Source organism: Candidatus Methylolitoribacter marinus (genome assembly GCF_051853155.1).
Lineage (GTDB): Bacteria > Pseudomonadota > Gammaproteobacteria > Burkholderiales > Methylophilaceae > BACL14.
In genome coordinates this window covers 645,368-668,834 of the sequence record NZ_CP124221.1, presented here as the reverse complement: position 1 = coordinate 668,834, position 23,467 = coordinate 645,368, and the positions used below count along the sequence as shown (strand labels likewise).

The 23,467-nt window shown below is 34.8% G+C and carries 27 protein-coding genes; 5 read left to right on the top strand and 22 right to left on the bottom strand.

The window, feature by feature from the left end; genetic code table 11:
• The first annotated feature begins 22 nt into the window (after positions 1–22).
• Complete coding sequence (locus QFA95_RS03545; RefSeq protein ID WP_486462165.1) at positions 23–1,060, top strand: histone deacetylase family protein; 1,038 nt, start codon at positions 23–25, stop codon at positions 1,058–1,060.
• A 10-nt stretch (positions 1,061–1,070) separates the two neighbouring features.
• Here QFA95_RS03545 and QFA95_RS03540 read toward each other — a convergent pair whose 3' ends face one another.
• The 16 genes from QFA95_RS03540 to QFA95_RS03465 all read right to left on the bottom strand — a co-directional run bounded on the left by QFA95_RS03540 (position 1,071) and on the right by QFA95_RS03465 (position 14,402).
• Entirely contained in the window at positions 1,071–3,200 is a 2,130-nt protein-coding gene (locus QFA95_RS03540; RefSeq protein WP_486462164.1) for a molybdopterin-containing oxidoreductase family protein, read from the bottom strand.
• A gap of 94 nt (positions 3,201–3,294) precedes the next feature.
• A complete protein-coding gene (locus QFA95_RS03535; protein WP_486462163.1) occupies positions 3,295–3,648 on the bottom strand; it encodes a hypothetical protein in 354 nt (117 codons plus the stop codon).
• A gap of 11 nt (positions 3,649–3,659) precedes the next feature.
• Positions 3,660–4,430, bottom strand: a complete 771-nt coding sequence (locus QFA95_RS03530; RefSeq protein WP_486462162.1) for an MBL fold metallo-hydrolase — start codon at positions 4,428–4,430, stop codon at positions 3,660–3,662.
• Positions 4,424–5,203, bottom strand: a complete 780-nt coding sequence (locus QFA95_RS03525; protein ID WP_486462161.1) for a TatD family hydrolase — start codon at positions 5,201–5,203, stop codon at positions 4,424–4,426. Before QFA95_RS03525 ends, QFA95_RS03530 begins: the two co-directional genes overlap by 7 nt.
• Positions 5,203–6,147 carry a DNA polymerase III subunit delta' C-terminal domain-containing protein gene (locus tag QFA95_RS03520; protein ID WP_486462160.1) on the bottom strand — a complete coding sequence of 315 codons (945 nt, stop codon included), beginning with the start codon at positions 6,145–6,147 and terminating at the stop codon, positions 5,203–5,205. The genes QFA95_RS03525 and QFA95_RS03520 overlap by 1 nt, the downstream gene beginning before the upstream one ends.
• Positions 6,144–6,749, bottom strand: coding sequence for a dTMP kinase (gene tmk / locus QFA95_RS03515; RefSeq protein ID WP_486462159.1), 606 nt, complete (start codon positions 6,747–6,749; stop codon positions 6,144–6,146). The genes QFA95_RS03520 and tmk overlap by 4 nt, the downstream gene beginning before the upstream one ends.
• Positions 6,749–7,771 carry an endolytic transglycosylase MltG gene (gene mltG, locus QFA95_RS03510; protein ID WP_486462158.1) on the bottom strand — a complete coding sequence of 341 codons (1,023 nt, stop codon included), beginning with the start codon at positions 7,769–7,771 and terminating at the stop codon, positions 6,749–6,751. The genes tmk and mltG overlap by 1 nt, the downstream gene beginning before the upstream one ends.
• Complete coding sequence (gene pabC, locus QFA95_RS03505; RefSeq protein ID WP_486462157.1) at positions 7,758–8,579, bottom strand: aminodeoxychorismate lyase; 822 nt, start codon at positions 8,577–8,579, stop codon at positions 7,758–7,760. Before pabC ends, mltG begins: the two co-directional genes overlap by 14 nt.
• 17 nt (positions 8,580–8,596) lie before the next feature.
• A complete protein-coding gene (gene fabF, locus QFA95_RS03500; protein ID WP_486462156.1) occupies positions 8,597–9,829 on the bottom strand; it encodes a beta-ketoacyl-ACP synthase II in 1,233 nt (410 codons plus the stop codon).
• A gap of 8 nt (positions 9,830–9,837) precedes the next feature.
• Positions 9,838–10,071: an acyl carrier protein gene (acpP, locus tag QFA95_RS03495; protein ID WP_009852465.1), complete on the bottom strand. Its 234-nt coding sequence runs from the start codon at positions 10,069–10,071 to the stop codon at positions 9,838–9,840.
• A gap of 76 nt (positions 10,072–10,147) precedes the next feature.
• On the bottom strand, positions 10,148–10,882 hold the full coding sequence (gene fabG / locus QFA95_RS03490) for a 3-oxoacyl-ACP reductase FabG (protein ID WP_486462155.1): 735 nt from the start codon (positions 10,880–10,882) through the stop codon (positions 10,148–10,150).
• Between the two features lie 16 nt (positions 10,883–10,898).
• On the bottom strand, positions 10,899–11,816 hold the full coding sequence (fabD, locus tag QFA95_RS03485) for an ACP S-malonyltransferase (RefSeq protein WP_486462154.1): 918 nt from the start codon (positions 11,814–11,816) through the stop codon (positions 10,899–10,901).
• Position 11,817: 1 nt separating this feature from the next.
• Positions 11,818–12,768: a beta-ketoacyl-ACP synthase III gene (locus tag QFA95_RS03480; RefSeq protein WP_486462153.1), complete on the bottom strand. Its 951-nt coding sequence runs from the start codon at positions 12,766–12,768 to the stop codon at positions 11,818–11,820.
• Between the two features lie 2 nt (positions 12,769–12,770).
• Positions 12,771–13,781, bottom strand: a complete 1,011-nt coding sequence (gene plsX, locus QFA95_RS03475; RefSeq protein WP_486462152.1) for a phosphate acyltransferase PlsX — start codon at positions 13,779–13,781, stop codon at positions 12,771–12,773.
• A gap of 8 nt (positions 13,782–13,789) precedes the next feature.
• On the bottom strand, positions 13,790–13,969 hold the full coding sequence (rpmF, locus tag QFA95_RS03470; RefSeq protein ID WP_486462151.1) for a 50S ribosomal protein L32: 180 nt from the start codon (positions 13,967–13,969) through the stop codon (positions 13,790–13,792).
• A gap of 13 nt (positions 13,970–13,982) precedes the next feature.
• Positions 13,983–14,402, bottom strand: a complete 420-nt coding sequence (locus QFA95_RS03465; RefSeq protein WP_486462150.1) for a YceD family protein — start codon at positions 14,400–14,402, stop codon at positions 13,983–13,985.
• A gap of 82 nt (positions 14,403–14,484) precedes the next feature.
• On the opposite strand from QFA95_RS03465, the gene QFA95_RS03460 reads away from it, so the two are divergent.
• From QFA95_RS03460 to QFA95_RS03445, 4 genes are read left to right on the top strand one after another with little or no spacing between them, the layout of a single operon-like run.
• Positions 14,485–15,903, top strand: a complete 1,419-nt coding sequence (locus QFA95_RS03460) for an acetyl-CoA carboxylase biotin carboxylase subunit (RefSeq protein WP_486462149.1) — start codon at positions 14,485–14,487, stop codon at positions 15,901–15,903.
• 3 nt (positions 15,904–15,906) lie between these two features.
• Positions 15,907–17,739: a sodium-extruding oxaloacetate decarboxylase subunit alpha gene (gene oadA / locus QFA95_RS03455; RefSeq protein ID WP_486462148.1), complete on the top strand. Its 1,833-nt coding sequence runs from the start codon at positions 15,907–15,909 to the stop codon at positions 17,737–17,739.
• Between the two features lie 13 nt (positions 17,740–17,752).
• Entirely contained in the window at positions 17,753–18,331 is a 579-nt protein-coding gene (locus QFA95_RS03450) for a Maf family protein (protein ID WP_486462147.1), read from the top strand.
• Positions 18,331–19,035 (top strand): SAM-dependent methyltransferase, encoded by a 705-nt coding sequence (locus tag QFA95_RS03445; RefSeq protein ID WP_486462146.1) that lies wholly within the window; start codon positions 18,331–18,333, stop codon positions 19,033–19,035. The genes QFA95_RS03450 and QFA95_RS03445 overlap by 1 nt, the downstream gene beginning before the upstream one ends.
• On the opposite strand, the gene QFA95_RS03440 is transcribed toward QFA95_RS03445, so the two are convergent.
• The 6 genes from QFA95_RS03440 to QFA95_RS03415 are packed head-to-tail and all read right to left on the bottom strand — an operon-like array spanning position 19,028 to position 23,463.
• Positions 19,028–19,567 carry a ribonuclease HII gene (locus tag QFA95_RS03440; RefSeq protein WP_486462145.1) on the bottom strand — a complete coding sequence of 180 codons (540 nt, stop codon included), beginning with the start codon at positions 19,565–19,567 and terminating at the stop codon, positions 19,028–19,030. The two genes, QFA95_RS03445 and QFA95_RS03440, sit on opposite strands and share 8 nt — an antisense overlap.
• On the bottom strand, positions 19,564–20,688 hold the full coding sequence (gene lpxB, locus QFA95_RS03435; protein ID WP_486462144.1) for a lipid-A-disaccharide synthase: 1,125 nt from the start codon (positions 20,686–20,688) through the stop codon (positions 19,564–19,566). Before lpxB ends, QFA95_RS03440 begins: the two co-directional genes overlap by 4 nt.
• A complete protein-coding gene (gene lpxA / locus QFA95_RS03430) occupies positions 20,689–21,462 on the bottom strand; it encodes an acyl-ACP--UDP-N-acetylglucosamine O-acyltransferase (protein WP_486462143.1) in 774 nt (257 codons plus the stop codon).
• Between the two features lie 6 nt (positions 21,463–21,468).
• The gene (gene fabZ / locus QFA95_RS03425; protein WP_486463447.1) at positions 21,469–21,909 is read right to left on the bottom strand and encodes a 3-hydroxyacyl-ACP dehydratase FabZ; all 441 of its coding nucleotides are present in this window, start codon (positions 21,907–21,909) and stop codon (positions 21,469–21,471) included.
• Positions 21,910–21,917: 8 nt separating this feature from the next.
• Complete coding sequence (gene lpxD / locus QFA95_RS03420) at positions 21,918–22,907, bottom strand: UDP-3-O-(3-hydroxymyristoyl)glucosamine N-acyltransferase (protein ID WP_486462142.1); 990 nt, start codon at positions 22,905–22,907, stop codon at positions 21,918–21,920.
• Positions 22,894–23,463 carry an OmpH/Skp family outer membrane protein gene (locus QFA95_RS03415; protein WP_486462141.1) on the bottom strand — a complete coding sequence of 190 codons (570 nt, stop codon included), beginning with the start codon at positions 23,461–23,463 and terminating at the stop codon, positions 22,894–22,896. Before QFA95_RS03415 ends, lpxD begins: the two co-directional genes overlap by 14 nt.
• Between the last annotated feature and the right edge of the window lie 4 nt (positions 23,464–23,467).

Below are 23,467 nucleotides of genomic sequence, written 5' to 3'. Positions count from 1 at the left end.
TACATTATACGAAACCAATGATATGTTTGATTATAAGAAAGTTGTTGTTTATATCTTCAGTATCACATCTCTTCTATTTATTAATAGTTCATTGATAGCAAAAACTCCAGTCGCAATTTTATATGATGATATCTTTTTAGAACACAACACTGGCTCAGGACATCCAGATAGACCTGAGAGGTTGCATGACGTCATTGATTCGTTAAGAAACAATCCTGACTTTAAATATGATCTTGTTTGGCCAAAAGTTCGTAAAGCTAGTAATCCAGAAATAGCATTAGCTCATTCTGAGAAATATATCCAGCTTGTTGAAAATGAAATTAGGGCGCTTGATAGTCAGACCCCTACTTTTCTTAGTACTGGGGATACGGTTATCTCTCCAATAAGTCTTGATGTGGCACAAATGTCAGTTGGTTCATCATTGGTTGGTATTGACGAGATTATGAATGGTAATGTTAAAGCTGCATTTTCTTTCAATAGACCACCGGGACACCATGCCACCAAAGATAAAGGTATGGGGTTTTGTATATACAACCATGCTGCAATAGCTGCTAAATACCTTCAACATAAATACTCTTTATCGAGAGTATTAATAATTGATTTTGATGTCCACCATGGTAACGGAACACAAGATATTTTTTATGATGATCCATCAGTGTTCTACTTCAGTATCCATCAACATCCTTTTTATCCAGGAAGTGGAAGACCTAATGAGACTGGAATTGCGGATGGTGAAGGTTTTACATTAAACATTGATCTTGCCGAAGGGTCTGGTGATGACCTATTTATTAAAGGATTTTCAGAACAGTTGGTTCCAAAAATGAAAGACTTTAAACCTGAATTTATACTAATCTCAGCTGGATTTGATGCACATGAAAATGATTTACTTGGTAAATTATCTTATACATCCAATGGGTATAAACAGGTTGCTCGATTAATTAACACAATATACAAAAACAGTAATGCAAAAGGGATCATGTATATGTTGGAAGGCGGCTATCTCCCTGAAAACATTGATAATGCAAGTCAAGTAATTATAAAAGAGCTTTTAGAGCTCTAATTTAATATATTTACAGTCTGGCAACTTCAACTAAACAATCATGCGACGTTGGTGAGTTACCCATGTCACCAAACGCATTCGAACTGACGGAATTTACTACGCCATTATTCATTTGCCTCCAATACCCTAAAGTTGTAACGACAATCCCGTCATTAACATCATTAGTTATATTTGCTAGAGCTTCGAATGAGCCTCGATCATTAAAGACCTTGACCTTTTCACCATTTGAAATATTTCGATTTGCGGCATCCGCTGGGTTAATTAAAACAAATTGTTCACCCTGCCCTTTAAGTTTATTTTCTATATTGGCATAACTTGAATTAATAAATCCATGACTTTTTGGAGCCAATATATTTAGTGGATATTTTTTTGCTAATTCAGGATTGGCCTCATGAGTTTCTTTGGAAGCCACGTAATCGGGAAGTTCAGGAATATCCTCTCCTGGCTGAAAGCCTTCGTACATTTGTCTAAATGGTCCTGCAACAAAGTTTTTTGCGCCAACAACCCTGAATTCACACTTTCCTGATGGGGTTGGGAAATTACCCTCTTTGTGAGGCGCCCTATTATCTTTGGTGCCCACATTTAAACGCGCATAACCGTGTTTTTTTAGATAATTGAGGTCAATACCTTCACAAGCAGGAGAATCCCAATCAATATAGTTTTCAAGACACTCTGTGTCATTCCATTTAAAGTTATCTTCTTCAAAACCTAAACGTTTCGCTAATTGCCTAAATATCTCGTTATTAGGTAAGCATTCTCCAGGCGACTCAATACATTTTTCATTGTAAGTCAAATACAAGTGACCCCATGACAAGATGATATCTTCTTGTTCAGCGCCCATTGACGCAGGCAGAAGAACGTCAGCAAAGGCCGCTGTATCAGAAATAAAATGTTCCGCTGAAATTAAGAATAGGTCTTCACGTTTAAGACCCTCTAAGATTTTTTCTGATTCTGTAGCTTGGGTAACCGGGTTAGTGTTCCAGCACATCATTGATTTAATGGGCACTTTTAATTTTTGTTCGCCGGTTAAAACTCGACCGAGCTGAAGATTGTTAACTACCTGAGTACCTTCAGGGATTAAATCTGGACGGCAAATGACATCAAATTTATATGGGTGCTCCCATACCGGAAATTGAAGAATTCCTCCACCAACATGTCGCCACGCTCCAGTTAGTGCAGGTAATGCTGTAACAGCCCTAATAGCTTGACTCCCACCCCAGCTTTTTTCTAAAGCAACACCAATCCTGATGGCTGATGGTTGTGTGGTTGCATACTCACGGGCTAGCTGGCGAATATCATTAGCTGCAATACCCGTGATTTTTTCAGCCCATTCTGGCGTGCGTTCTTTTGCTCTTTCAGATAGCTCTGGATAGCCAACAGTATAATTATCTACATAATCCTGATCAACTAGACCCTCTTCTATAATAACATTCATCATTGCCATAGCTAAGGCGCCATCCGTGCCAGGTTTTGGACACACGTGCCAATCTGCCTCTTTAGCAGTTCTGGATGCGTAAGCATCAATGACCACTACTTTAGCACCCTTTTTTTGAGCTTCTTTAATAATGTGCCAGTGATGAAGATTGGTGCTGACTGAGTTACAAGCCCAAACAATAATAAATTTCGAGTGAATAAAGCTTTCTGGGTCTACACCAGCTGTTGGTCCTATAGTTAAGAGCCAAGCCGTACATGAACCCTCGCCACAAAAAGTTCGTTCAGTAACGGTTGCACCAAGTCTTGCAAAAAAAGCATCGCCTCCATTAAGTCCATGGACTAAACCTTGGTTTCCCAAATAACTATTTGGCATGATGGCTTGTGGACCATGTTCGGCAATAATTTCTTGCCATTTATTAACTATGGTATCAAAGGCCTCATCCCAAGTAATTCTTTCAAATTTCTTTTCACCCTTGGGGCCTACCCTTTTCATTGGGTAAAGAAGTCGATCGGGATGGTAGTGTCTTTTTTCATAATCATTTAACTTGACGCATAAACCGCCTCTAGTCATTGGATGATCTGGGTTTCCTTGAACTTTTATTAATTTTTTATCTTGAACATGAAATACCATTGAGCAAGTATCAGGACAATCATGAGGACAACCACCGTGATGCTTTTGAATTGCAGACTTAATATCACCATCCATAATATAGACCTTTTTGTTGATTAAGTTACATAGATTAATCTAACATAAAAAAAAAGCTCTGCAAATACAGAGCTTTTTGAAGCGGTAAATATTTTTAATTTGAAAACGCGATATTCATGCATCGATCATTAATAAAGGTAAATTCAATTCTTTTCCAAGTTGTATCTTTGCCTGATTTGACGATATTAGAGTAGTACCACATATCTACCTTATCTTTCTTCTTATTGTCTTTATTATCTGTTGGGCGACCAATTGTTTTAGATGCACCTTTTGGTTGAACTCCAATTTCTTTTTTTTCAGGCTCACCAAGATACTTTAATACTCTAGCTTTGGGCTTGCCATTAAAAATAGTTAAGAATTCATCCTCAGTGAAAATTTTCTTTTCTGCAAAAGTAACGGATGAGATTAGTACCGTAATTAATGTTACTAATAATAACTTCAATTTCATTTTTTTACCTTCTAATTATTTTTAATTTCTAATTTTAACCCATCGTATGCAAGAAAAACATGCTTTGGTAAAGATTCAGAAACAGCATCATACTCTATATCATGAGTCATATGAATTAAAAAAGTTCGTTTTGGGTTGATCTTTTCAGCCATAGCTAAACTTTGTTTAAAACCATAATGAGAGAAATGTGGTTCAAACCGCAAACAATCTAACATTAATGTATCGACTCCTTCTAATAACTCTAGTGTTGAATCAGGTATTTCGGATACATCGGTTATGTAAGCAAAATTACCAATACGATAACCCAATATTTCCATCCTTCCATGAATCACTGGCAGCGGAATAACTTCATGACTACCTACGTTAAACATTTGATTGACTATATGAGCATGTAACACGGGCGTTTCCCAAAACTTAGTTTCCTCACGAATCGCATATTGAAACTTTAATTTAAGCTCACCCATGGTATTTTCATTCGCGAAAATTGGAATAGCTTTTTTATACTTTTGACAATAAGCCCTTAAGTCATCCATGCCGTGACAATGGTCGGCATGATGATGGGTATATAACACTGCATCAATCTTATCGATGGACTCGCGCATAGCTTGCATTTTAAAATCTGGTGAAGTATCAATTAAGATATTTGTGCCGTCATCCATGCTGATTAGCGAAGAGCATCGAGACCTTTTATTTTTTGGATTGTCGGAGTGGCATACCGCACACTCACATCCAATTACAGGTGTGCCTGCACTTGAGCCCGCACCTAAAACCGTGACTAACATTGCGATTGTTTACACTTAGAAAATAGATCAAAAAAATTGGTTGTAGTCACATTCGCCACATTCTCCACCGAAATATCTTTCAATCGGCTAATTTCCTCCGCAACGTAGATGACCTTTGATGGGTCATTGGTTTTACCTCGGAAAGGAACTGGAGTTAAGTAAGGTGAGTCTGTTTCAATCAGCATCCGCTCTAAAGGAATTTTTGATGCCGTTTCTTTTAAATCTTTAGCATTTTTAAAAGTCACGATGCCTGAAAAAGAGATAAAGAAATCCAACTCAATCGCTTGCATGGCCATCTCGTATGTTTCGGTAAAGCAGTGAAGCACTCCACGAGTACCAGGCCTGAGCTCTTCTTTTAGAATTTGAATAGTATCTTCGCGAGCTTCTCGCGTATGAATAATCAGTGGTAAGTTTGCCTCATTAGCTGCGCGAATATGCGTTCTAAATCGATCCCGTTGCCACTCCAAATCTCCCTTCAAGCGAAAGTAGTCTAGTCCTGTTTCGCCAATAGCAACTACCTTATCTTTAGAAGCAAGCGTGACCAATTCATCGACTGTTGGCTCAATAATATCCTCATAATCAGGATGGACCCCTACTGAGGCAAATAAATTGTCATGATTTTTGGTCAACTCATTTATTTCATGAAACTTATCCATCTCCACACTTACGCAAAGTGCATGTGTAACTTGATTCTCCTGCATATTAGTCAGAATCTCCGGTAAATTCCTTCTTAACTCTGGAAAATTTAAATGACAGTGTGAATCTACGTACATTAAACAAATATCCTTTTGTAATCGATCATTAGGTTATCAAGAGCAATCGACTTATTAATTGTTGTTTCAGATAACCTTCGATACTCAATCAATTTTTTATAAAAATTTAACAATTCTTTATAGGAAAGTTGATTACTGATAAGTTCAATTTGATCTTGTAAGTTCTTGAAATAATAGATGGTTTTAAATTCTTTGAATTGAGCTAGATCAACAATCCATTTTTGCATCAGATCGACAAAAAATTGTGGACCAGAAGCCAATAAATTTTCATTCACATCCATCATATCGAAACTTTTTCCACGAAGAAAAACCTTTAGTATAGAGTTAATTAATTCCTTATTATCAGCCATTTGAATTGCTAAAAATGGCTTGTGCTCTGCTAAATCAAGAAACTTGATCGCCTCTTGATGTTTCTCTTTTAAAAAGTCTTCGCATTGCACCTTGCTAGGTGAAGTTAATTTGTAGATCGTTGAGCGACTGCGAATAGTAGGTAATATTTTATGAAGATTCGAGGTAAGTAATATAAAGAATGTATTATTAGGCGGCTCTTCAAGATTTTTTAATAATGCATTCGCTGCACTTGAGGTTAAATAATGAGCGTTCTTAATAAAAATAATTTTTTTATCATGCTCACTTGTGCTGGCTAACTCTATAAAAGAAGACAATTCTCTAATTTGATCTATGGTAATCACATCACTTTTTAATTCTGGATTGTTGTCAATTAGTCTTATATTTGGATGCTCATCTATAAGATAGCGACATGAAGGACAAGCATTACATGGCTGTTTATCATTGGTTACGTTTTCACACAACAACTTATGTAGTAAATTTTCTATTAACAGATCTGCGCCAATGCCGTTCTCAGCATCAAATAAATGTGTTTGTGTCTTAGGAAAATCAGAAACAAATTCTGGAGAATGGTATTGTTCAAACCAATTAATCACTTGAATAACTCATCTAATTTTATAGAAATAATATCTTGTATTTGTTCAATGGTTTGTGATGAATCAATCACATGAAATCTTGAGTGCGCTTTAGCTAATTCAAGGTAAGTTTTTCTAACACCATTAAAAAATGTTAGCGATTGTTTTTCAAATTTATCTAAGTCGCGCTCATTCGAAATTCTAGAATGTGCAGCATCCGGATCAAGATCAAATAAAAAAGTGAGATCGGGAGTGAGGCCTGGATGAACTAATTGCTCTAGCGATTTTATAAAAGAAGGATCGATCCCTTTGCCTCCTTGCTGATATGCGTAAGTTGCATCGGTGAATCGATCACAGACAATAGAAATATTTGATTTTAATGAAGGTTGAATTACAGAGATTATGTGTTCGTGTCGTGCAGCAAACATCATCATGGTCTCGGTACCAACATCCATTTCATCATGTAATAATAATTGCCTTAACTTTTCACCAATGTCGGTGCCACCAGGTTCTCTAGTGAGTTTGTTCTGAATATTTTTTTTATTGAGATAATTTTGAATAAATTCTAGGTGAGTTGATTTTCCTGCACCATCAATTCCCTCAACCGTAATAAAATATGCCATTATTTTTTCTTAATTTTTCTTTGATATATATTTACTGCTTCATTGTGCTCTTCTAGAGTAACAGAAAATTTATGTCGATGATTGCCCATTGATACAAAATACAATGCATTTGTTTTTGCTGGATTTAAAGCGGCATTAATTGATTGATAACTGACAATACATATTGGCGTAGGCGGCAATTCTTTTCTGGTATAAGTATTATGAGGGTGATCCTTTTTTAAATCTTTTTTTCTAATGTTGCCATCAAACTTTTTAATTCCATAAATCACTGTCGGATCACTTTGCAAAGGCATTCCCATGTTCAGTCGGTTTACAAAAACGCCTGACACCTCTGATGCTTCATCATAAAAAACCACTTCTTTTTCAATAATCGACGCCATGATTAAAGCCTCATATTGATTATTATATGGCAGGTTTTGTTGACGATGATTCCAGGCTAATTTAAGCTTCTTATCTAGATGGCTATGCGCTGTTATAAGAAGCTCTATATCCGTGGTATTTTTTGTGAAATAGTAAGTGTCTGCATAAACCAAGCCTTCCAGGCTTTTTGCCTCAATGTTCATTAATTTTAAAATCTTTTCTTCGTCATATTCATCGACAGTTTGTTTTATATTTGGATTTTTTTTAATTAAATTAAATATCTGCTGCATAGTTTGACCCTCAACAAATGTAATTGCGTGAGTGGTTTCTAAGCCCTGAGTGATCATACGAATAAGATCCACAGAACTATCTCCATCTTTTAGCCTATAACTCCCCTTTTTAATATTATTCTGGTTACCAGTAATGTAGAACAGAGATTTAAATCTCCAGGTCGAAGCTATTAAGTCGTTGTCATAAAACATTTGGATGACTGAATTAAGCGTAGATCCATCTGCAATTTCAAAATCTTGATTATTTTCGGTGATATTTACTTTAAAGAATAATAAATGGATGGAGAGAAGAATAAAAATGAGAACAAATATAATTCTATAAAATATATAATGTTTATCAAACAAAAAAGCTAATAATTTATTTTTGAGCATAATCAAAATTAAGCCTTGTATTCAACTCACTCGTAATTTCTGAATTAATATTAAAACAAATATCATCATATTTTTTCACCGGAATGACTCCATACACAGAGTTCATAAGATACATTTCTTGGAAACAATTCACTTTATCATAATGAATAGATTGAAAATCGAAAGGCACATTATTCTTAGTTAAATAATCAATCAGGAGTTGTCGACTGACACCAATGAGCCCAGATCCTAGATTGCTAGGTAAAGTAAATTTTGATTTTTTTCGAAAAAAAATGCAGTGATAAGCACCTTCAATGACCCTGTTTTTTCTATCCAGAAAAATTCGATCGATAATATCCCCTTTTTTATTTACTAAGGCAAGAACATTTAGTATGCGATTAAGATGTTTTAATTCAGAAATAATATTTTTATTGATTGGAAAATAGGCAGATTCAACTAGTACACCTTTTTGGTTTTGAATGAGGCGCTTATGATCGAAGTCATAGGATTGGATCACAATATTGGGCTTGATGGAACGATTGTACATATAGCCTCGGCTAGAGTTGCCTCTCGTGATAATTACCTTGACAACTTTTACACTAGTTTGATTACAGACCTTTAAAATATCTGTTAAAAGATCATCTTTCTTTGGAATTTTGATGCCAATAATTTTTGCATCATTTTTTAATTTTTTATAATGTTGACTAAAGTGAGGTATCTTTCCATTTTTGCATACAAATGTTCTAAACACACCGTCCCCGAATTGAAAGCCTCGGTCATTAATTGAAATTAGATTGGTAAATTTTCCGTTAACAAGTGTATTTTTCACAACTTATTATATAAGTATTAAATAGTGTTAAATACCAAACTACCATTAGTTCCACCGAAACCAAAGTTATTTTTTAATGCAGCCTTAACTTGAATGTCTCTTGCCTCATTAGGAACATAATCTAGATCACATTCAGGATCAGGATCTATGAGATTGATGGTTGGTGGAGATTTTTGGTGATGCAAAGTTAAAACTGTGAAAATAGATTCAATGCCGCCTGCGCCCCCTAAGAGATGCCCCGTCATTGATTTGGTTGAATTAACTGCTAATTGATATGCATGGTCCCCAAAGAGCTCTTTTAGCGCATTGGTTTCATTGATGTCGCCCAATGGAGTAGAAGTACCATGAGCATTTATAAAACCAATATCTTGAGGATTTAAATTAGCATTCTTTAAAGCATTGGCCATTGACCTTCTTGGCCCGTCAGTGGATGGAGCTGTGATATGGTAAGCATCTGCACTCATCCCATAACCAGAGAGTTCAGCATAGATTTTTGCACCACGTTTTTTTGCAGATTCATATTCTTCCAACACCATTACTCCGGCTCCTTCTCCAATCACAAATCCATCACGACCTTTATCCCATGGTCTTGACGCGGATGCTGGATCATCATTTCGACTTGATAGCGCTTTAGCGGAAGCAAAGCCTGCGACAGATAACTCTGTAATTGCTGCTTCTGAGCCACCAGCAACCATGACATCTGCATCACCATATTCAATCATTCTTGCAGCATCACCGATGCAATGGGTACCAGTAGTGCAAGCGGTAACTATTGAAATATTTGGACCTTTAAGCCCGTACATAATCGATAAATTGCCAGAAATCATATTAATAATGGTTCCCGGTATAAAGAATGGAGATACTCTTCGTGGTCCAGATTCATCAAAAGTATCATTGGTGCTTTCAATCATACCTAAACCACCAATACCTGAACCTATTGCAACACCAATTCTTTCAGCATTTTTTTCATTTACTTCCAGTCCGGAATCATTAAATGCTTCTATACCCGCCACTAAACCATACTGGATAAAGGTATCAATTCTTCTAATTTCTTTTGGAGGTAAGTATTTGCTAGGATCGAAATCCTTCACTTCTCCAGCAACTTGTGATGCAAAAGAGCTAGCATCAAACTTTGAAATTTTAGTTATGCCAGAAACGCCTTTTAAAGCATTATTCCATGAGTCTTTCACCCCTATACCAATAGGAGTGACCAAACCCAGTCCAGTCACAACGACTCTTCTGCGAGACATTTTAGGAATTATTGATTGTTATTGATGTAATCAATGGCTTGTTGAACAGTTGTAATTTTCTCAGCTTGTTCATCCGGTATCTCTGTACCAAACTCTTCTTCTAGAGCCATGACCAATTCAACTGTGTCGAGGGAGTCCGCACCTAAATCATCAATAAAAGATGATTCGTTTTTTACATTAGCTGCGTCTGTACCTAATTGCTCAGATACAATTTTTTTAACTCTTTGTTCGATGTCAGACATCTAATTACCCCTTAAATATTAAAAAACGCTATTTTAGCAAAAAGAATCAATTTTGATGCAAAAATGTTCATTTTTTTTACACCATCAACATGCCACCATTGACATGAATTGTTTCGCCTGTTATGTAAGATGAATCATCAGATGCCAAAAAGCAAACCGCCTTTGCGACATCTTCCGGATTTCCCAGCCTAGACAAAGGAATGAGGCTGATTAATTTCTCTTTATGCTCATCATTCAGTCCCTTGGTCATGTCCGTATCAATAAATCCTGGAGCAACACAATTAACGGTAATATTTCTGCTACCTAACTCTTGGGCTAATGATTTTGTAAAGCCGGCAATACCAGCCTTTGTCGCTGCATAATTGACTTGGCCAGCATTGCCCATATGTCCAACCACTGAGGATATATTTATGATCCTTCCAGACCTCTTTTTCATCATAGGCTTTAATACAGCCTGAGATAATTTGTAGACAGATTTTAGATTAGTCTGTATGACGCTATCCCAATCATCATCTGACATTCTCATAAGTAAAGTATCTTTTGTAATGCCTGCATTATTAACTAAAACATCAATGTCGCCATGATTGTTGGATATTGTCGAAATTAAATCAGCAATTGAAGTATTGTCATTAACATTTAAGACATAACCTTTGCCTTCTAAATTATGATTCTGAAAGTTTTTTTCTATTATTTCCGCACCTTGAGATGATGTGGCTGTACCTATGGTAAAAAATCCCTGTTTAGACAATTCAACTGCAATTGAGGCACCTATTCCTCTGCTAGCTCCTGTTACTAATGCTATTTTTTTCATAATTAATCTCTAATATTTATAATTCATTAAATACTTCATCAGAATTGATTGTAATATGTTTACTATCTTCTAACTGAGTAATTCTTCTGTTTAGACCCCATAGCACTTTTCCAGGGCCCGACTCAATAAAGTTACTCACCCCTTGTTTTTCTAAATATTGAATTGACGCAGTCCACTTCACAGGATTAAACAATTGAGCCACTAGGTTTTCTTTTATCAGGCTTTTATCAATCACTTCTGTTGCACACACATTTTGAATGATCGGAATATCTGCATTATTAAACTCAAAATCATTTAAGTATTTGCCAAAATCCTCAGCAGCCGGCTTCATTAAACTGCAGTGAGATGGAACACTCACGGGAAGCAAAAGAGCTCTTTTTGCACCCTTATCTTTAAATTTATCCAAAGACTGTTCAATCAATTTCTTTTCACCTGCCACTACAATTTGTCCTGGTGAGTTGTAATTGACTGGCTCAATCACCCCAGTTGATCGCAATGCATCGCAAATTTCCTCAACAACAGAATCCTCTAAACCCAAAATCGCAGCCATAGCCCCATCTCCTACAGGAACGGCATTTTGCATCAGCTGCGCTCTTTTCTGAACAATCTGGATTGCTGTATCAACTGAAAATACCCCAGCTACACATGCAGCGGTGACCTCTCCGAGGCTGTGACCAGCTACATAATCAATCTGAAAATTCGGTTTTTTTTCTTTCAGCAATAAATAAGTGGTATAGCCGGACAAGAACATAATTGGCTGGGTATATATTGTTTGATTAATCTTGTCATTATCCGATGTTATTAAATCTAATAAATCTTCACCAAAAACATTTGAACCCAAAGCAAACGTTTCTTTAACTATTGAGCTATCAAACCCATTCATCATTCCAACTGATTGAGATCCTTGTCCAGGAAATAACAAGACACTTTTCATACTAAACCTTTATAAGTGATGAGCCCCAGGTAAATCCTCCACCAAAAGCTTCCATTAAAATTATATGATCTTTCTTAATTCTTCCAGAAGTAATACCTTCATTGAGTGCTAATGGAATAGATGCGGCTGATGTATTGCCGTGTTTATTAATGGTAACAATCACCTTATCCATTGTCATATCTAGCTTTTTTGCTATTGCTTGAAGAATTCTGATATTAGCTTGATGAGGAACAAGCCAATTAATATCTTTTTTTGAGTAATTAGTTCCTTGAAGAGTTTCATCAACAATCTGATCTAGTGTATTTACTGCAATTTTAAAGACAGCATTACCCTGCATTTCTATTGTATTGGGTTTATTATCTTTAGGGTTGCGAGGCACATGCAAGAGGTTCTCATACTCTCCATTGCTATTAATAATGCTTTTAATAATACCTGGCTCTTTTGATGCTTCTAGAATAACTGCGCCTGCTCCATCACCCCATAAAATTGCGTTTGAACGATCAGTATAGTCAGTGATGGTTGACATGCAATCAGCCCCTATGACAAGAACTTTTTCATACATGCTAGATTTAATAAAGCTATCGGCAGTTGTTAAAGCATATATAAAACCACTGCATACAGCTTGAACATCAAAGGCAGGAATATTTTTTAAACCTAATTTTCGCTGGACAGCACAGGCAACACTCGGAAAAATTTTATCAGGTGTAGTGGTCGCAACAATGATTAAGTCGATTTCATTTTTATCGATAGAAGATTTTTCAATAGCATCAAAAGCAGCAAAATATGCAAGGTCTGAAGTGGACTGATCATCGTCCACAATATGCCTTTGTTCTATACCTGTTCTTGTTCGAATCCACTCATCAGAGGTATCAAAAATTTTTTCAAGATCTGTATTGGATAATATTTTTTTAGGCAAAAAGGATCCTGTAGCAACAATTTTTGAATAACTCATGATTAGATTAGTTTTTGATCTATCTTTAATTGTTTGGAAATTTTAGCAATCATCTTACTGTTAGCCTCCTCATAGGCAGTCATTAATGCATGTTCAAAAGAGAACGCATCAGCACTTCCATGGCTCTTAACAACTATACCATTTATTCCTAAAAATGCAGCGCCATTGTAACGCCTTGGATCAAGCCTTCTTTTAAAGGCTTTTAAAACAGGAAGAGCAAATAATGCCAGAAATTTTGTCCCAATATTTTTCTTGAATTCTTGCCCTAGAAAATCAGCAAACATTTTTGCCAATCCCTCGGTGGTTTTTAGGGATATATTGCCAACAAAACCATCACAAACCACAACGTCGGTCGTGCCTTTAAAAATATCATTTCCTTCAACATTGCCATAAAAATTTAAGTGACTCTTTTTTAATAACTCATAAGTCTCTTTAGTGACTTCATTACCTTTAAGTGATTCTGAACCAATATTTAAAAGACCGATTGATGGTCTTTTCTTTTTCGATATGACAGAAGATAGAATGGATCCCATAATAGCGAATTGAGTTAAATGATGGCTTGTGCAATCAGCATTAGCTCCCAAATCCAACATGCAAGATGTACCTTTTTGATTCGGAAGGAATGATGCAATAGCTGGTCGATCAATGCCTGGCAACATCCTTAAAACAAATCTGCCCGTAGCCATTAGGGCTCCGGTATTGCCTGCGCTTACAATAGCATCAGCTGATCCTTCTTTTACCAAATTAATGGCTAGTCGCATTGATGAGTTTTTCTTATTTTTAAGGGCTGATTGAGGAGACTCATCCATTGTCACGAATTGTGTTGTATGAACTATTGATAATCTCTCAAAAGATTCAATCGGTTTTTTTAAAAAGTTTTTTATTATTAACTCATTACCAACCAGAGTGATATAAGCATCAGGGTGTGATTTAAGAAACTTTAAAGAAGCTGGAACAGTGATTTTGGGTCCAAAATCACCGCCCATTGCATCAACAGAAATTGATACTGTCATTTATGCAATTACTCAGGTTTGTCTTGAATAACCTTTTTACCTTTGTAAAATCCTGTTGGTGATACATGGTGTCTTAAATGTATTTCTCCTGTAGTTGGCTCAACTGCCAAAGCTGGATTATCAAGACCATCATGTGACCTTTTCATATTTCTTCTTGAAGGTGATTTTTTACTCTTTTGAACAGCCATATTTATTCCTTAATTAATTACACTTAAATGCATGTTTTGGTGAAGTTGGCAATTCTAATAGAATCTCATCCTCAATGAAAGATAATAAATCAAAATTATCAATAATTTCAATTTTAATATCATCAATAACATGCTTTTCCGACTTACCGATTGCCTGAACTAGCTCGTAACGATTGGATGTTTTAACTGTGAATTCAACATCCTCCAAACAGCGGCAACATAACAGCCTTAAATCGATATTTATATTTAGATTAAAGAAGTACTGTCCGAGATCTTCTGAAACCGAAACATCATAAAACAAGCTGTCATTATCAGAAAATTTAAAATCTGATATTCGATTAAATTTAAAGACCGGAATTTTATCACATATCTTCTCTTTTTTTGCAATAAATCTATATAAATCAAAGTTTTGTAAATTGTAATTATTCTTCATTAAATGTTAAATTATTATTGAAATATTTCTCTCATGATATAATCAAAAATTCAAAATTCAATCAATTTTACGGATAAACGATTTGTTTAATAAAATTTTAATTGCAAACCGTGGGGAAATTGCTGTGCGCATTATTCGTGCTTGTAAAGAAATGGGCATTACGAGCGTGGCAATATTCTCTGATGCAGATAGACACGCTTTACATGTTAAAAAAGCTGACGAGTCATATTTTGTTGGTGATGACCCTCTTAAAGGCTATTTAAACGCCCATAGGATAGTTAATATTGCAGTAACAGCAAGATGTGATGCAATACATCCAGGCTATGGGTTTTTATCAGAAAATCCAGAATTAGCTGCCATTTGTGCAAAGCGCGGTATAAAATTTATCGGTCCTGAAAGTAGCATTATTCATAAGATGGGAGATAAGATACAAGCCAGAAAAGCCATGATTGAAGCTGGAGTTCCTGTGACGCCTGGAAGTGATGGAAATATTAACAGTGTTGAAGAGGCGCAATCTTTAGCAAATCAAATTGGTTATCCTGTGATGCTTAAGGCCACAAATGGTGGTGGTGGTAGAGGTATTCGTAGATGTGATAACGATAAAGAATTAGTTTCAAATTATGATCGTGTTATTTCAGAAGCTACTAAAGCATTTGGTAATCCTGAGTTATTTATGGAAAAGTGTGTTGTTTCCCCAAAGCATATTGAAGTCCAAATATTGGCTGATTCTCATGGAAATGCAATTCATTTATTTGAGAGAGATTGTTCTATTCAAAGAAGAAACCAAAAGCTTATTGAAATTGCCCCTTCCCCGCAGTTATCAAAAGAACAAAGAGACTATATTGGTTGTCTAGCTGTAAAAGCTGCTAAGGCTGTGAGTTATGAAAATGCCGGCACCGTAGAATTCCTTCTCGACCAAGATGATAATTTCTATTTCATGGAAATGAACACCAGATTACAAGTTGAGCATACTATTACAGAATCTATAACTGGAATTGATATTGTTCAAGAGCAAATTAGAATTGCTTTTGGCCATCAACTAAGGTTCAAACAAGATGATGTCAATTTTAGAGGTTTTGCTATTGAATTCAGGATTAATGCTGAGGATCCAAAACAAGAATTCCTTCCCTCCTTTGGTAAAATTACGAGATACTATGCTGCTGGAGGACCCGGAGTAAGAACAGATGCATCAATTTATACAGGTTATGTTATTCCACCATATTATGATTCAATGTGCGCTAAACTGACCGTTTGGGCACTCACTTGGCAAGATGTAGTTCAACGTGGAAAACGTGCTCTTGATGATCTAATTATATATGGTGTTAAAACCACCATTCCGTATTATTTAGAAATTTTAAACAATGAAAGTTTTAAAGCGGGTGAATTTGATACTTCGTTTGTAACATCTCACCCTGAATTAACAGATTTTAACGACGAACTTCCACCAGATGTTATCGCCGCTGCTATATCGGCTGCTATTGCCGCACATGAAGGTATGTAAATTATGAAAAAAATTGATATCACAGAATTAGTTTTACGAGATGGACATCAGTGCCATATTGCCACCAGATTAAGAACAGAGGATATGCTTCCTATTTGTAGTGAGCTCGATAATCTTGGATTTTGGTCAATTGAAGCGTGGGGCGGCGCTACTTTTGATGCTTGTGTACGATATTTAAGAGAAGATCCATGGGATAGACTTAGAAAATTAAGAAATGCTTTACCTAATAGCAGGATTCAAATGTTACTTCGCGGACAAAACCTGCTTGGCTACAGACACTATTCAGATGATGTAGTGGATCTTTTTGTAAAAAAATCGGCTGACAATGGAGTTGATGTTTTTAGAATTTTTGATGCAATGAATGATTTAAGAAATATTCAAACATCGTTAGATTCAGTAAAAAAATATAAAAAACATGCGGAAGTAGCAATTAGTTATACCACCTCTCCTCTTCATAACGTGGATTACTTTACTGGACTCGCTAAAGAAATTGAAAATCATGGTGCCGATAGCTTAGCCATTAAAGATATGGCTGGTTTACTCACCCCAAAATCAACAAAAGAATTAGTTACAAGTATTGCAAAAGAAATTTCATTGCCTATCCATATTCATAGTCATGCAACTTCAGGCTTGGCAACAGCTAACCTATTTACTGCTGTTGAATGTGGCGCGACTATGATTGATACTTGCAACTCAAGTTTCTCTGAAGGAGCAAGTCATCCAACTACAGAATCTGTCATCGCAGGACTGCATGAACTTGGCTATGAAACTGGAATTGAATTAGATAAAATTGAAAATATCACTTCGTATTTAAAAGATGTTAGAAAAAAATATTGGCAATTTGAATCTGAATTTACTGGCCTCGATCCAAGAGTATTAATCAATCAAGTTCCAGGTGGAATGATATCAAACTTATCTAGTCAATTAAAAGACCAAGGCGCTTTAGATAAAATGAATGAGGTGCTCGCTGAAATTCCAAATGTTAGAAAAGATTTAGGTTACCCTCCCCTTGTTACTCCAACATCACAGATTGTTGGAACACAAGCAGCATTAAATATTATTACAGGTGAGAGATATAAATCAATTACTAACGAAGTTAAAAATTACTTTTTAGGTGAGTATGGAAAAGCGCTGGGTGATATTAATCAAGAGGTTATGAAAAAAGCTATAGCTGATGAAAAGCCAATGACCTGCCGACCAGCTGATAAATTGAAACCAGAAATTAATAATCTCAAAGTAAAATGTGAAGACATTGCGAAATCCGAAGAGGATTTGCTGACTTATGCTATGTTCCCAGACCTAGCAAACACATTCCTTAAAGAAAGAAATGCAGGTACACTTGAGCCAGAGGAGCTGCTTGATATAGAGGAGTCAAAATCAAACGCAGCCAAATATGCTCCTTCAGAATTTAATGTAACACTGCATGGCGAAACTTATCATATCAAACTCACTGGATCTGGAAATCCAGGTCAACATGAAAGGCCATTTCATGTTGTTGTAGATGGTATTTCTGAAGAAGTTCTTATTGAAACGCTTGACATGGTTCAGGTAGGTAACAATGAAAATTCCACATCCAACTCCAATAACTCTAAATCAGGAAACAGCTTAAGGCCAACACATGACGGATGTGTGACAACTGCTATGCCGGGTACAGTTATTGATATTAAAGTTAATATCGGCGATCAAGTTAATGCTGGCGACTCCCTAATTGTTATTGAAGCAATGAAGATGGAAAACGAAATCCAAGCTCCTAAATCAGGCACAGTGATTGGAATACATATTTCCAAAGGTCAAAGCATATCTCCCGATGTCACTTTAATTGAGATACAACCTTAATTCATAAATTTTTATGAAAATAAGAATAATTCTGGCCTCCTCATCTGTTTACAGGAGGGATCTGCTTAAAAGAATTGTTTCAGATTTTGAATCTATTTCACCTAATATCAATGAGGATAGAAGGGATAGTGAATCCCCCTTAGATATGGCGCTGAGACTATCAGAAGAGAAAGCAAATAAAGTTGCAGAATCTTCAGGGCCTAATTCCCTTATTATCGGCTGTGATCAAACAGCAGTAGTTGAAAATACCATCCTACAAAAACCAATGACATATGAAAATGCATTCAAACAGCTGCAATTTCTCAGCGGTAAAGAAGTTAAATTCTTTAGTGCATTTTGTATATTAAATACGAACCAAAACTCTGTTGTTAAGGATTACACTGAATTTGTTGCTAAATATAAAAAGCTCAATGATACAGAAATAGAAAACTACCTTAAAAAAGACGAGCCATATTTTTGTGTCGGTAGTATTAAATCTGAATCCTATGGAATCACACTACTTGAGTATATAAAAAATGATGATCCTACATCCATTATTGGATTACCGCTTATAAAGATTTCCAAAATTATAATTGATGGAAATATTATCTAATGTCAAAAACTGATGGGTATTTGTATGTGGTACCTACTCCACTGAGTGAAGATGTAGATGATTTTTATACGGTAGAGCAAAAAAAAAATGTTCATCATATTCAATATTTTGTAGTTGAAAATAAAAAACCAGCTAGGAATTCTTTAAAAAAACTTTCATTAAATACGCCCCTTCAAGAGCTTAAGCTTTTTGAGAATAACAAAAATAGTCATTTAAATTATGAAGAAATTATTGATGTTCTTAAATTAGGTAGTGACGTTGGATTAATTTCTGACTGCGGTCTCCCTGGAGTAGCTGACCCGGGATCAGAGTTAGTTCTTAAATGTCATTTTAATAATATAAAAGTAAAAACTATCGCACAAGAATCATCTCTTTTATCATCGCTTGCTTGTTCCGGCTTTAATGGTCAGAATTTTGAATTTGTTGGGTATCTTCCAATAGATAAAAATGAAAGAAAGAGATTTATAAGTGGTATAAATGATGCAATTAAAAATTTAAAAAAGACTTTTATTTTTATTGAAACACCGCATAGAAATAATGAGACATTCAAATTTTTATTGGAAAGTTTAAATCCTGACAATCTAGTGTGTATAGCTTATGATATAAATGGCCATAATGAATTTATTCTTACAAATACCATTAAGGATTGGCAGAAAAAAAATATTCAGTTTGAAAAGAAGCCGTGTATTTTTTTAGTTAACTAAAAGGCTTAAAAGATAGTCTATGAATATTGCACGGTCCATACTGATCTATAGCCTCTAAATGCAATTTAGTTAAATAACCCTTGTGTTTATCAAAATGGTAATTAGGATATTTTAATGAAATATAATTCATTAAATGATCTCTATAAACTTTTGCAATGATCGATGCTGCGCTGATCTCAGTATATAACTTATCACCATTAATATGAGCTACTACCCCATCAATATTGGGAAGAAATTTTCCATCACATTTAATTGAACCAGATTGATGATGCAAATTAATATACGCTTGTTCCATAGCAAGTAAAGAGGCTTTATGAATATTTATTTCATCCACAGTCTTAGAATTTATGACGGAAATGGAAAAATCTATACATTTTTTTTTTATCTCTTTATCTAAAATTTCTCTTCGCTTAGCAGAGAGTAGTTTTGAATCAGAGACAAGAACGTCAAAGGAATCATCAATAACCACAGCTGCTGCAACTACTGGACCTGCGACACAACCACGACCAACCTCATCAATCCCTATATTCATTTAGAAAATATCTTTTTACATATTAGTTCATTGGTATTTAACATATGCATTTTGTGTATCTTTTTAAACTCTTCAGTTTGTTTATTTCTCAGAGCACTTTGGTTTAATAATCTCTCAATTTCATTGGATATATTCTCAACATTGGCTTTTTTATGAATCAATTCTGGAACAATACTTTTTCCGCTAAGAATATTTGGCAAACTAATAAATTTAGATTTCAGGAGTATTTTAAAAAGCCAATAGGAAATCGATGATAATTTATAAAAAACGACCAGGGGCGTTTTATAAAAAACTGCTTCAAGTGTTGCTGTCCCTGAAGCAATAATCGCTACATCACTCACATTAAGAATGTCATGAGAATGACCGTGAATAGTTTTAATATTTTGTAAATTTAAATCATAAATTTTTTTATTTATAAAAATTAAATTATCCTTGGACGTAACAGGAATTAAAAATAATAAATTATTATATTTTTTTGTCACATTCTCTGCAGTTTGAATCAATACTTCTGTATTCCATAAAACTTCTGAGTTTCTGCTCCCGGGTAATAAAGCGATAATTTTTCCTTTATGGTCAATTTTTAACTTATCCAATGATTTTTTATAGTTTGGCTTAAAAGGAATCTCATTTGCAAGAGGATGACCTACATAGGTATGACTCTTGTAACCAAATATTTTTAAAAATTTTTTTTCATGGAAAAAAATTGTAAATAAATGATCGAAATATGAATTAAATTTTTTTATCCTAGATGATCTCCAAGCCCAAACGGATGGGCAGACATAATGAAAAACTTTTACATGTTTGGATTTAAGTTTTTTTTCGATATAAAAATTGAAATCAGGGGCGTCTATACCAATGTAAATATCAGGTTTTTCAGCATACAAATAATGCAAAAAATTACTTCTAAATTTGGTTAACTTTCTCAGGTTGAATAAGACTTCAAAAAAACCTCTTTTTGATAGGCTGCTAATATTGAATTTTGAAAATAAACCTTGTTTAAAGCAATTTGGTCCAGTTATACCAATAATCTGAATATCAGGGTAGTTTGATTTTATGTATTTAATTAAAGAAGCAGCAAAAATATCACCTGATAACTCACCGATACCAAATGCTATTTTCATTTAACGCACTATTCCTCTTTGGGATGATTTGATAAATTTAGTTAATTTCATAATATTTTTATTATTAGATTGGTCTAAAATTTTTATAGCTTCATCGACAGTGTTATTTTCTCTATAAATAATTTTATAGGCTTTTCTTAACTCGTTGAGATCATCTGACGAAAAATTTCTCCGTTTTAAACCCTCAATATTTAGTCCGCTTGGTGAAGCTTTTTCTCCATGAACCATTAAAAAGTCGGGTATGTCTTTAAAGACTTTAGTCCCAACCGCAGACATAATATGCGAGCCAATCTTACAAAACTGATGCACTAGTGTGAAGCCTCCAAGTATTGCGTAATCTCCAATTTCAACATGACCTGCCAAAGAAGAGTTATTTGCCATAATTATATTATTAGCAATTACACAGTCATGAGCAATATGAACATAAGCCATAATCCAATTATTGGATCCTATCTGAGTAATTCCATTATCTTGAACTGTTCCAGTATTAATGGTGCAAAATTCTCTTATTGTGTTTGAATCCCCTATTCTCAGTTTTGTTTCTTCCTTATTATATTTTTTATCCTGAGGGGCTTGACCAATACTATTATGAGAAAAAATATGATTATTTTTACCGATTGTAGTTACACCATCAATAACTACATGAGACCCAATGATTGTATTTTCACCAATTGATACATTTTTCTTTATTATTGAGTATGGACCAATTTTTACAGATGGATGGATATCTGCACCATCTTCAATAATCGCAGTTGAATGAATATTTTTTGACATTTATTTTTAGATATTTTTTAAGATACACATCATTTCAGCTTCAGCAACTATTTGACCATCTACTTTTGCTTGGCCTTTGTACTTCCATATCCCCTTCAAAACCCTATCAATTTTAACATTTAAAATAAGCTGATCGCCAGGTGAAACTGGTTTTTTGAACCTTACGCTATCAATACCAGCAAAATAGTAAACCGAATCCTCTGTAGGAAGTATATTCATTGTTTTAAATGACAAAACAGCTGCAGCTTGTGCCATTGCTTCAACGATTAAAACACCTGGCATTACCGGATGATAAGGAAAATGACCTGGAAAAAATGGTTCGTTAATAGTTACATTTTTTAAGGCAGTTATCTCTTCATTTAACTTAAGATCAGTAATTCTATCTATTAAGACAAAAGGATATCTATGGGGTAAGTGATTTAGAATTTCATGAATATCCAGTTGCATCTTTGATCTCACTTTCTTAATAATCTTTTTAAAAACATTGTAACTTTAATCCAATCACTTTTTTCAAAAAATGGAAAAAATCCTGTATAGGTTTTACCCTTTTTTGCGATTGAGGAAGCTATCATGGTTCCCGGTGATATTGTTGTATCAGGTGCAATATCTAAATGACCTAAAATCATTGCTGCACCACCGATTTTACAGTTTTCACCAATAACGGTGCTGCCCGCGATACCCACGCAGCCTGCAATGATGGTATTTTTTAAAATAATACAGTTATGACCTATTTGGACCTGATTATCAATCTTTACTCCATCATGAATGATGGTGTTTTGTATAGCTCCTCTATCAATGGTGGTATTGGAACCGATATCAACAAAGTCTCCAATCTCAACAGAGCCTAACTGATTGATTTTTACCCATTGGTTTTTATCTTGTGCGTATCCAAAGCCATCAGTACCAATGGTAGCGTTAGGAAATATTGTGCAATTTCTACCAATCTTAGTGCCTTTCTTGATAACAACATTTTGCTGAATGACTGAATTATCACCAATAATTACATCGTCCTCAATTTTTGCGCCAGAATAAATTGAAACATTTGCCCCAATGTTTACATTGTCACCAATAATTACATAATCATCTATAAAAGATGATTTCGGTATGTTGGAATTTATACCAATTTTTACGGATTCTTTAATACAAGGAATTGTTATTTTTTTAGAATCAAAAATATTTGAAAGCTTTGAAAATGCTAAATATGGATCATCTACAACAATATAATTGGTTTTACAGTGATTAATATCATCTTGTTTTAATACTACAACAGTAGCATTTGTGTTGAGCAAAAGTGGTGTATTTTTTTTGTTTCCAGCAAAAAAGGAGATGTCGCCTTCTTCTGCCAAATCTAAAGAATTTAAACCGTAAACAAAAAGGCCTTTTTCAGAGGCCTTTCCATTTATTAGTGCACTAATATCATCAACCGATCTTTTACTCTTTTGCATCTTTCTTCGGTTCTGTTGTTTTATCGTTTTTCGGCTCTTTTGAACCTTCTTTTGTTTTAGATGAACCGCCGCCGAGTGCTTTGATAACATCATCAGTCATATCAACTTTTGCACTGGCATAAGCTATTCCGTTATATAAGATCAGATCATAGCCACTGTCTGCAGCCATTTTATCGATGGTTACGTTAATTTTTTCCTGAAGATCTCCAATCTCCTCTCTTCTCCTAAGATCCATATCTTCCCTTAATTCTCTTTCATCTCTCTGAATTTCAATTCTTCTCTGCTGAAGAGCTCTATCTGCCTTTTCTCGTTGGTCATCAGACATTGTCAAAGATTCTTTTTGAAATTTCTTACCATCAGTTTCTAATGATTTAATCTTAGTTTTTAATTTCTCAGTTCTTGAGCTAAATTCTTTTTCTAATTTTTTATTGGCAGAAATGGTTTGTGGTGCATCTTTCAAAATTTTATTCACATCCACAATACCAATTTTTAATTCTTGAGCATTAACAGCAAATGTAATCATAAATAAAGTTAATATACTAAAAAGTTTTGTCATAACA

Coding starts and splice junctions, on each gene's coding strand:
- QFA95_RS03545 (WP_486462165.1), top strand. CDS start 23: ATGTTTGATTATAAGAAAGTTGTTGTTTATATCTTCAGTATCACATCT.
- QFA95_RS03540 (WP_486462164.1), bottom strand. CDS start 3,200: ATGGATGGTGATATTAAGTCTGCAATTCAAAAGCATCACGGTGGTTGT.
- QFA95_RS03535 (WP_486462163.1), bottom strand. CDS start 3,648: ATGAAATTGAAGTTATTATTAGTAACATTAATTACGGTACTAATCTCA.
- QFA95_RS03530 (WP_486462162.1), bottom strand. CDS start 4,430: ATGTTAGTCACGGTTTTAGGTGCGGGCTCAAGTGCAGGCACACCTGTA.
- QFA95_RS03525 (WP_486462161.1), bottom strand. CDS start 5,203: ATGTACGTAGATTCACACTGTCATTTAAATTTTCCAGAGTTAAGAAGG.
- tmk (WP_486462159.1), bottom strand. CDS start 6,749: ATGGCATATTTTATTACGGTTGAGGGAATTGATGGTGCAGGAAAATCA.
- mltG (WP_486462158.1), bottom strand. CDS start 7,771: ATGCTCAAAAATAAATTATTAGCTTTTTTGTTTGATAAACATTATATA.
- fabF (WP_486462156.1), bottom strand. CDS start 9,829: ATGTCTCGCAGAAGAGTCGTTGTGACTGGACTGGGTTTGGTCACTCCT.
- acpP (WP_009852465.1), bottom strand. CDS start 10,071: ATGTCTGACATCGAACAAAGAGTTAAAAAAATTGTATCTGAGCAATTA.
- fabG (WP_486462155.1), bottom strand. CDS start 10,882: ATGAAAAAAATAGCATTAGTAACAGGAGCTAGCAGAGGAATAGGTGCC.
- fabD (WP_486462154.1), bottom strand. CDS start 11,816: ATGAAAAGTGTCTTGTTATTTCCTGGACAAGGATCTCAATCAGTTGGA.
- QFA95_RS03480 (WP_486462153.1), bottom strand. CDS start 12,768: ATGAGTTATTCAAAAATTGTTGCTACAGGATCCTTTTTGCCTAAAAAA.
- plsX (WP_486462152.1), bottom strand. CDS start 13,781: ATGACAGTATCAATTTCTGTTGATGCAATGGGCGGTGATTTTGGACCC.
- rpmF (WP_486462151.1), bottom strand. CDS start 13,969: ATGGCTGTTCAAAAGAGTAAAAAATCACCTTCAAGAAGAAATATGAAA.
- QFA95_RS03465 (WP_486462150.1), bottom strand. CDS start 14,402: ATGAAGAATAATTACAATTTACAAAACTTTGATTTATATAGATTTATT.
- oadA (WP_486462148.1), top strand. CDS start 15,907: ATGAAAAAAATTGATATCACAGAATTAGTTTTACGAGATGGACATCAG.
- QFA95_RS03450 (WP_486462147.1), top strand. CDS start 17,753: ATGAAAATAAGAATAATTCTGGCCTCCTCATCTGTTTACAGGAGGGAT.
- QFA95_RS03445 (WP_486462146.1), top strand. CDS start 18,331: ATGTCAAAAACTGATGGGTATTTGTATGTGGTACCTACTCCACTGAGT.
- QFA95_RS03440 (WP_486462145.1), bottom strand. CDS start 19,567: ATGAATATAGGGATTGATGAGGTTGGTCGTGGTTGTGTCGCAGGTCCA.
- lpxB (WP_486462144.1), bottom strand. CDS start 20,688: ATGAAAATAGCATTTGGTATCGGTGAGTTATCAGGTGATATTTTTGCT.
- lpxA (WP_486462143.1), bottom strand. CDS start 21,462: ATGTCAAAAAATATTCATTCAACTGCGATTATTGAAGATGGTGCAGAT.
- fabZ (WP_486463447.1), bottom strand. CDS start 21,909: ATGCAACTGGATATTCATGAAATTCTAAATCACTTACCCCATAGATAT.
- lpxD (WP_486462142.1), bottom strand. CDS start 22,907: ATGCAAAAGAGTAAAAGATCGGTTGATGATATTAGTGCACTAATAAAT.
- QFA95_RS03415 (WP_486462141.1), bottom strand. CDS start 23,463: ATGACAAAACTTTTTAGTATATTAACTTTATTTATGATTACATTTGCT.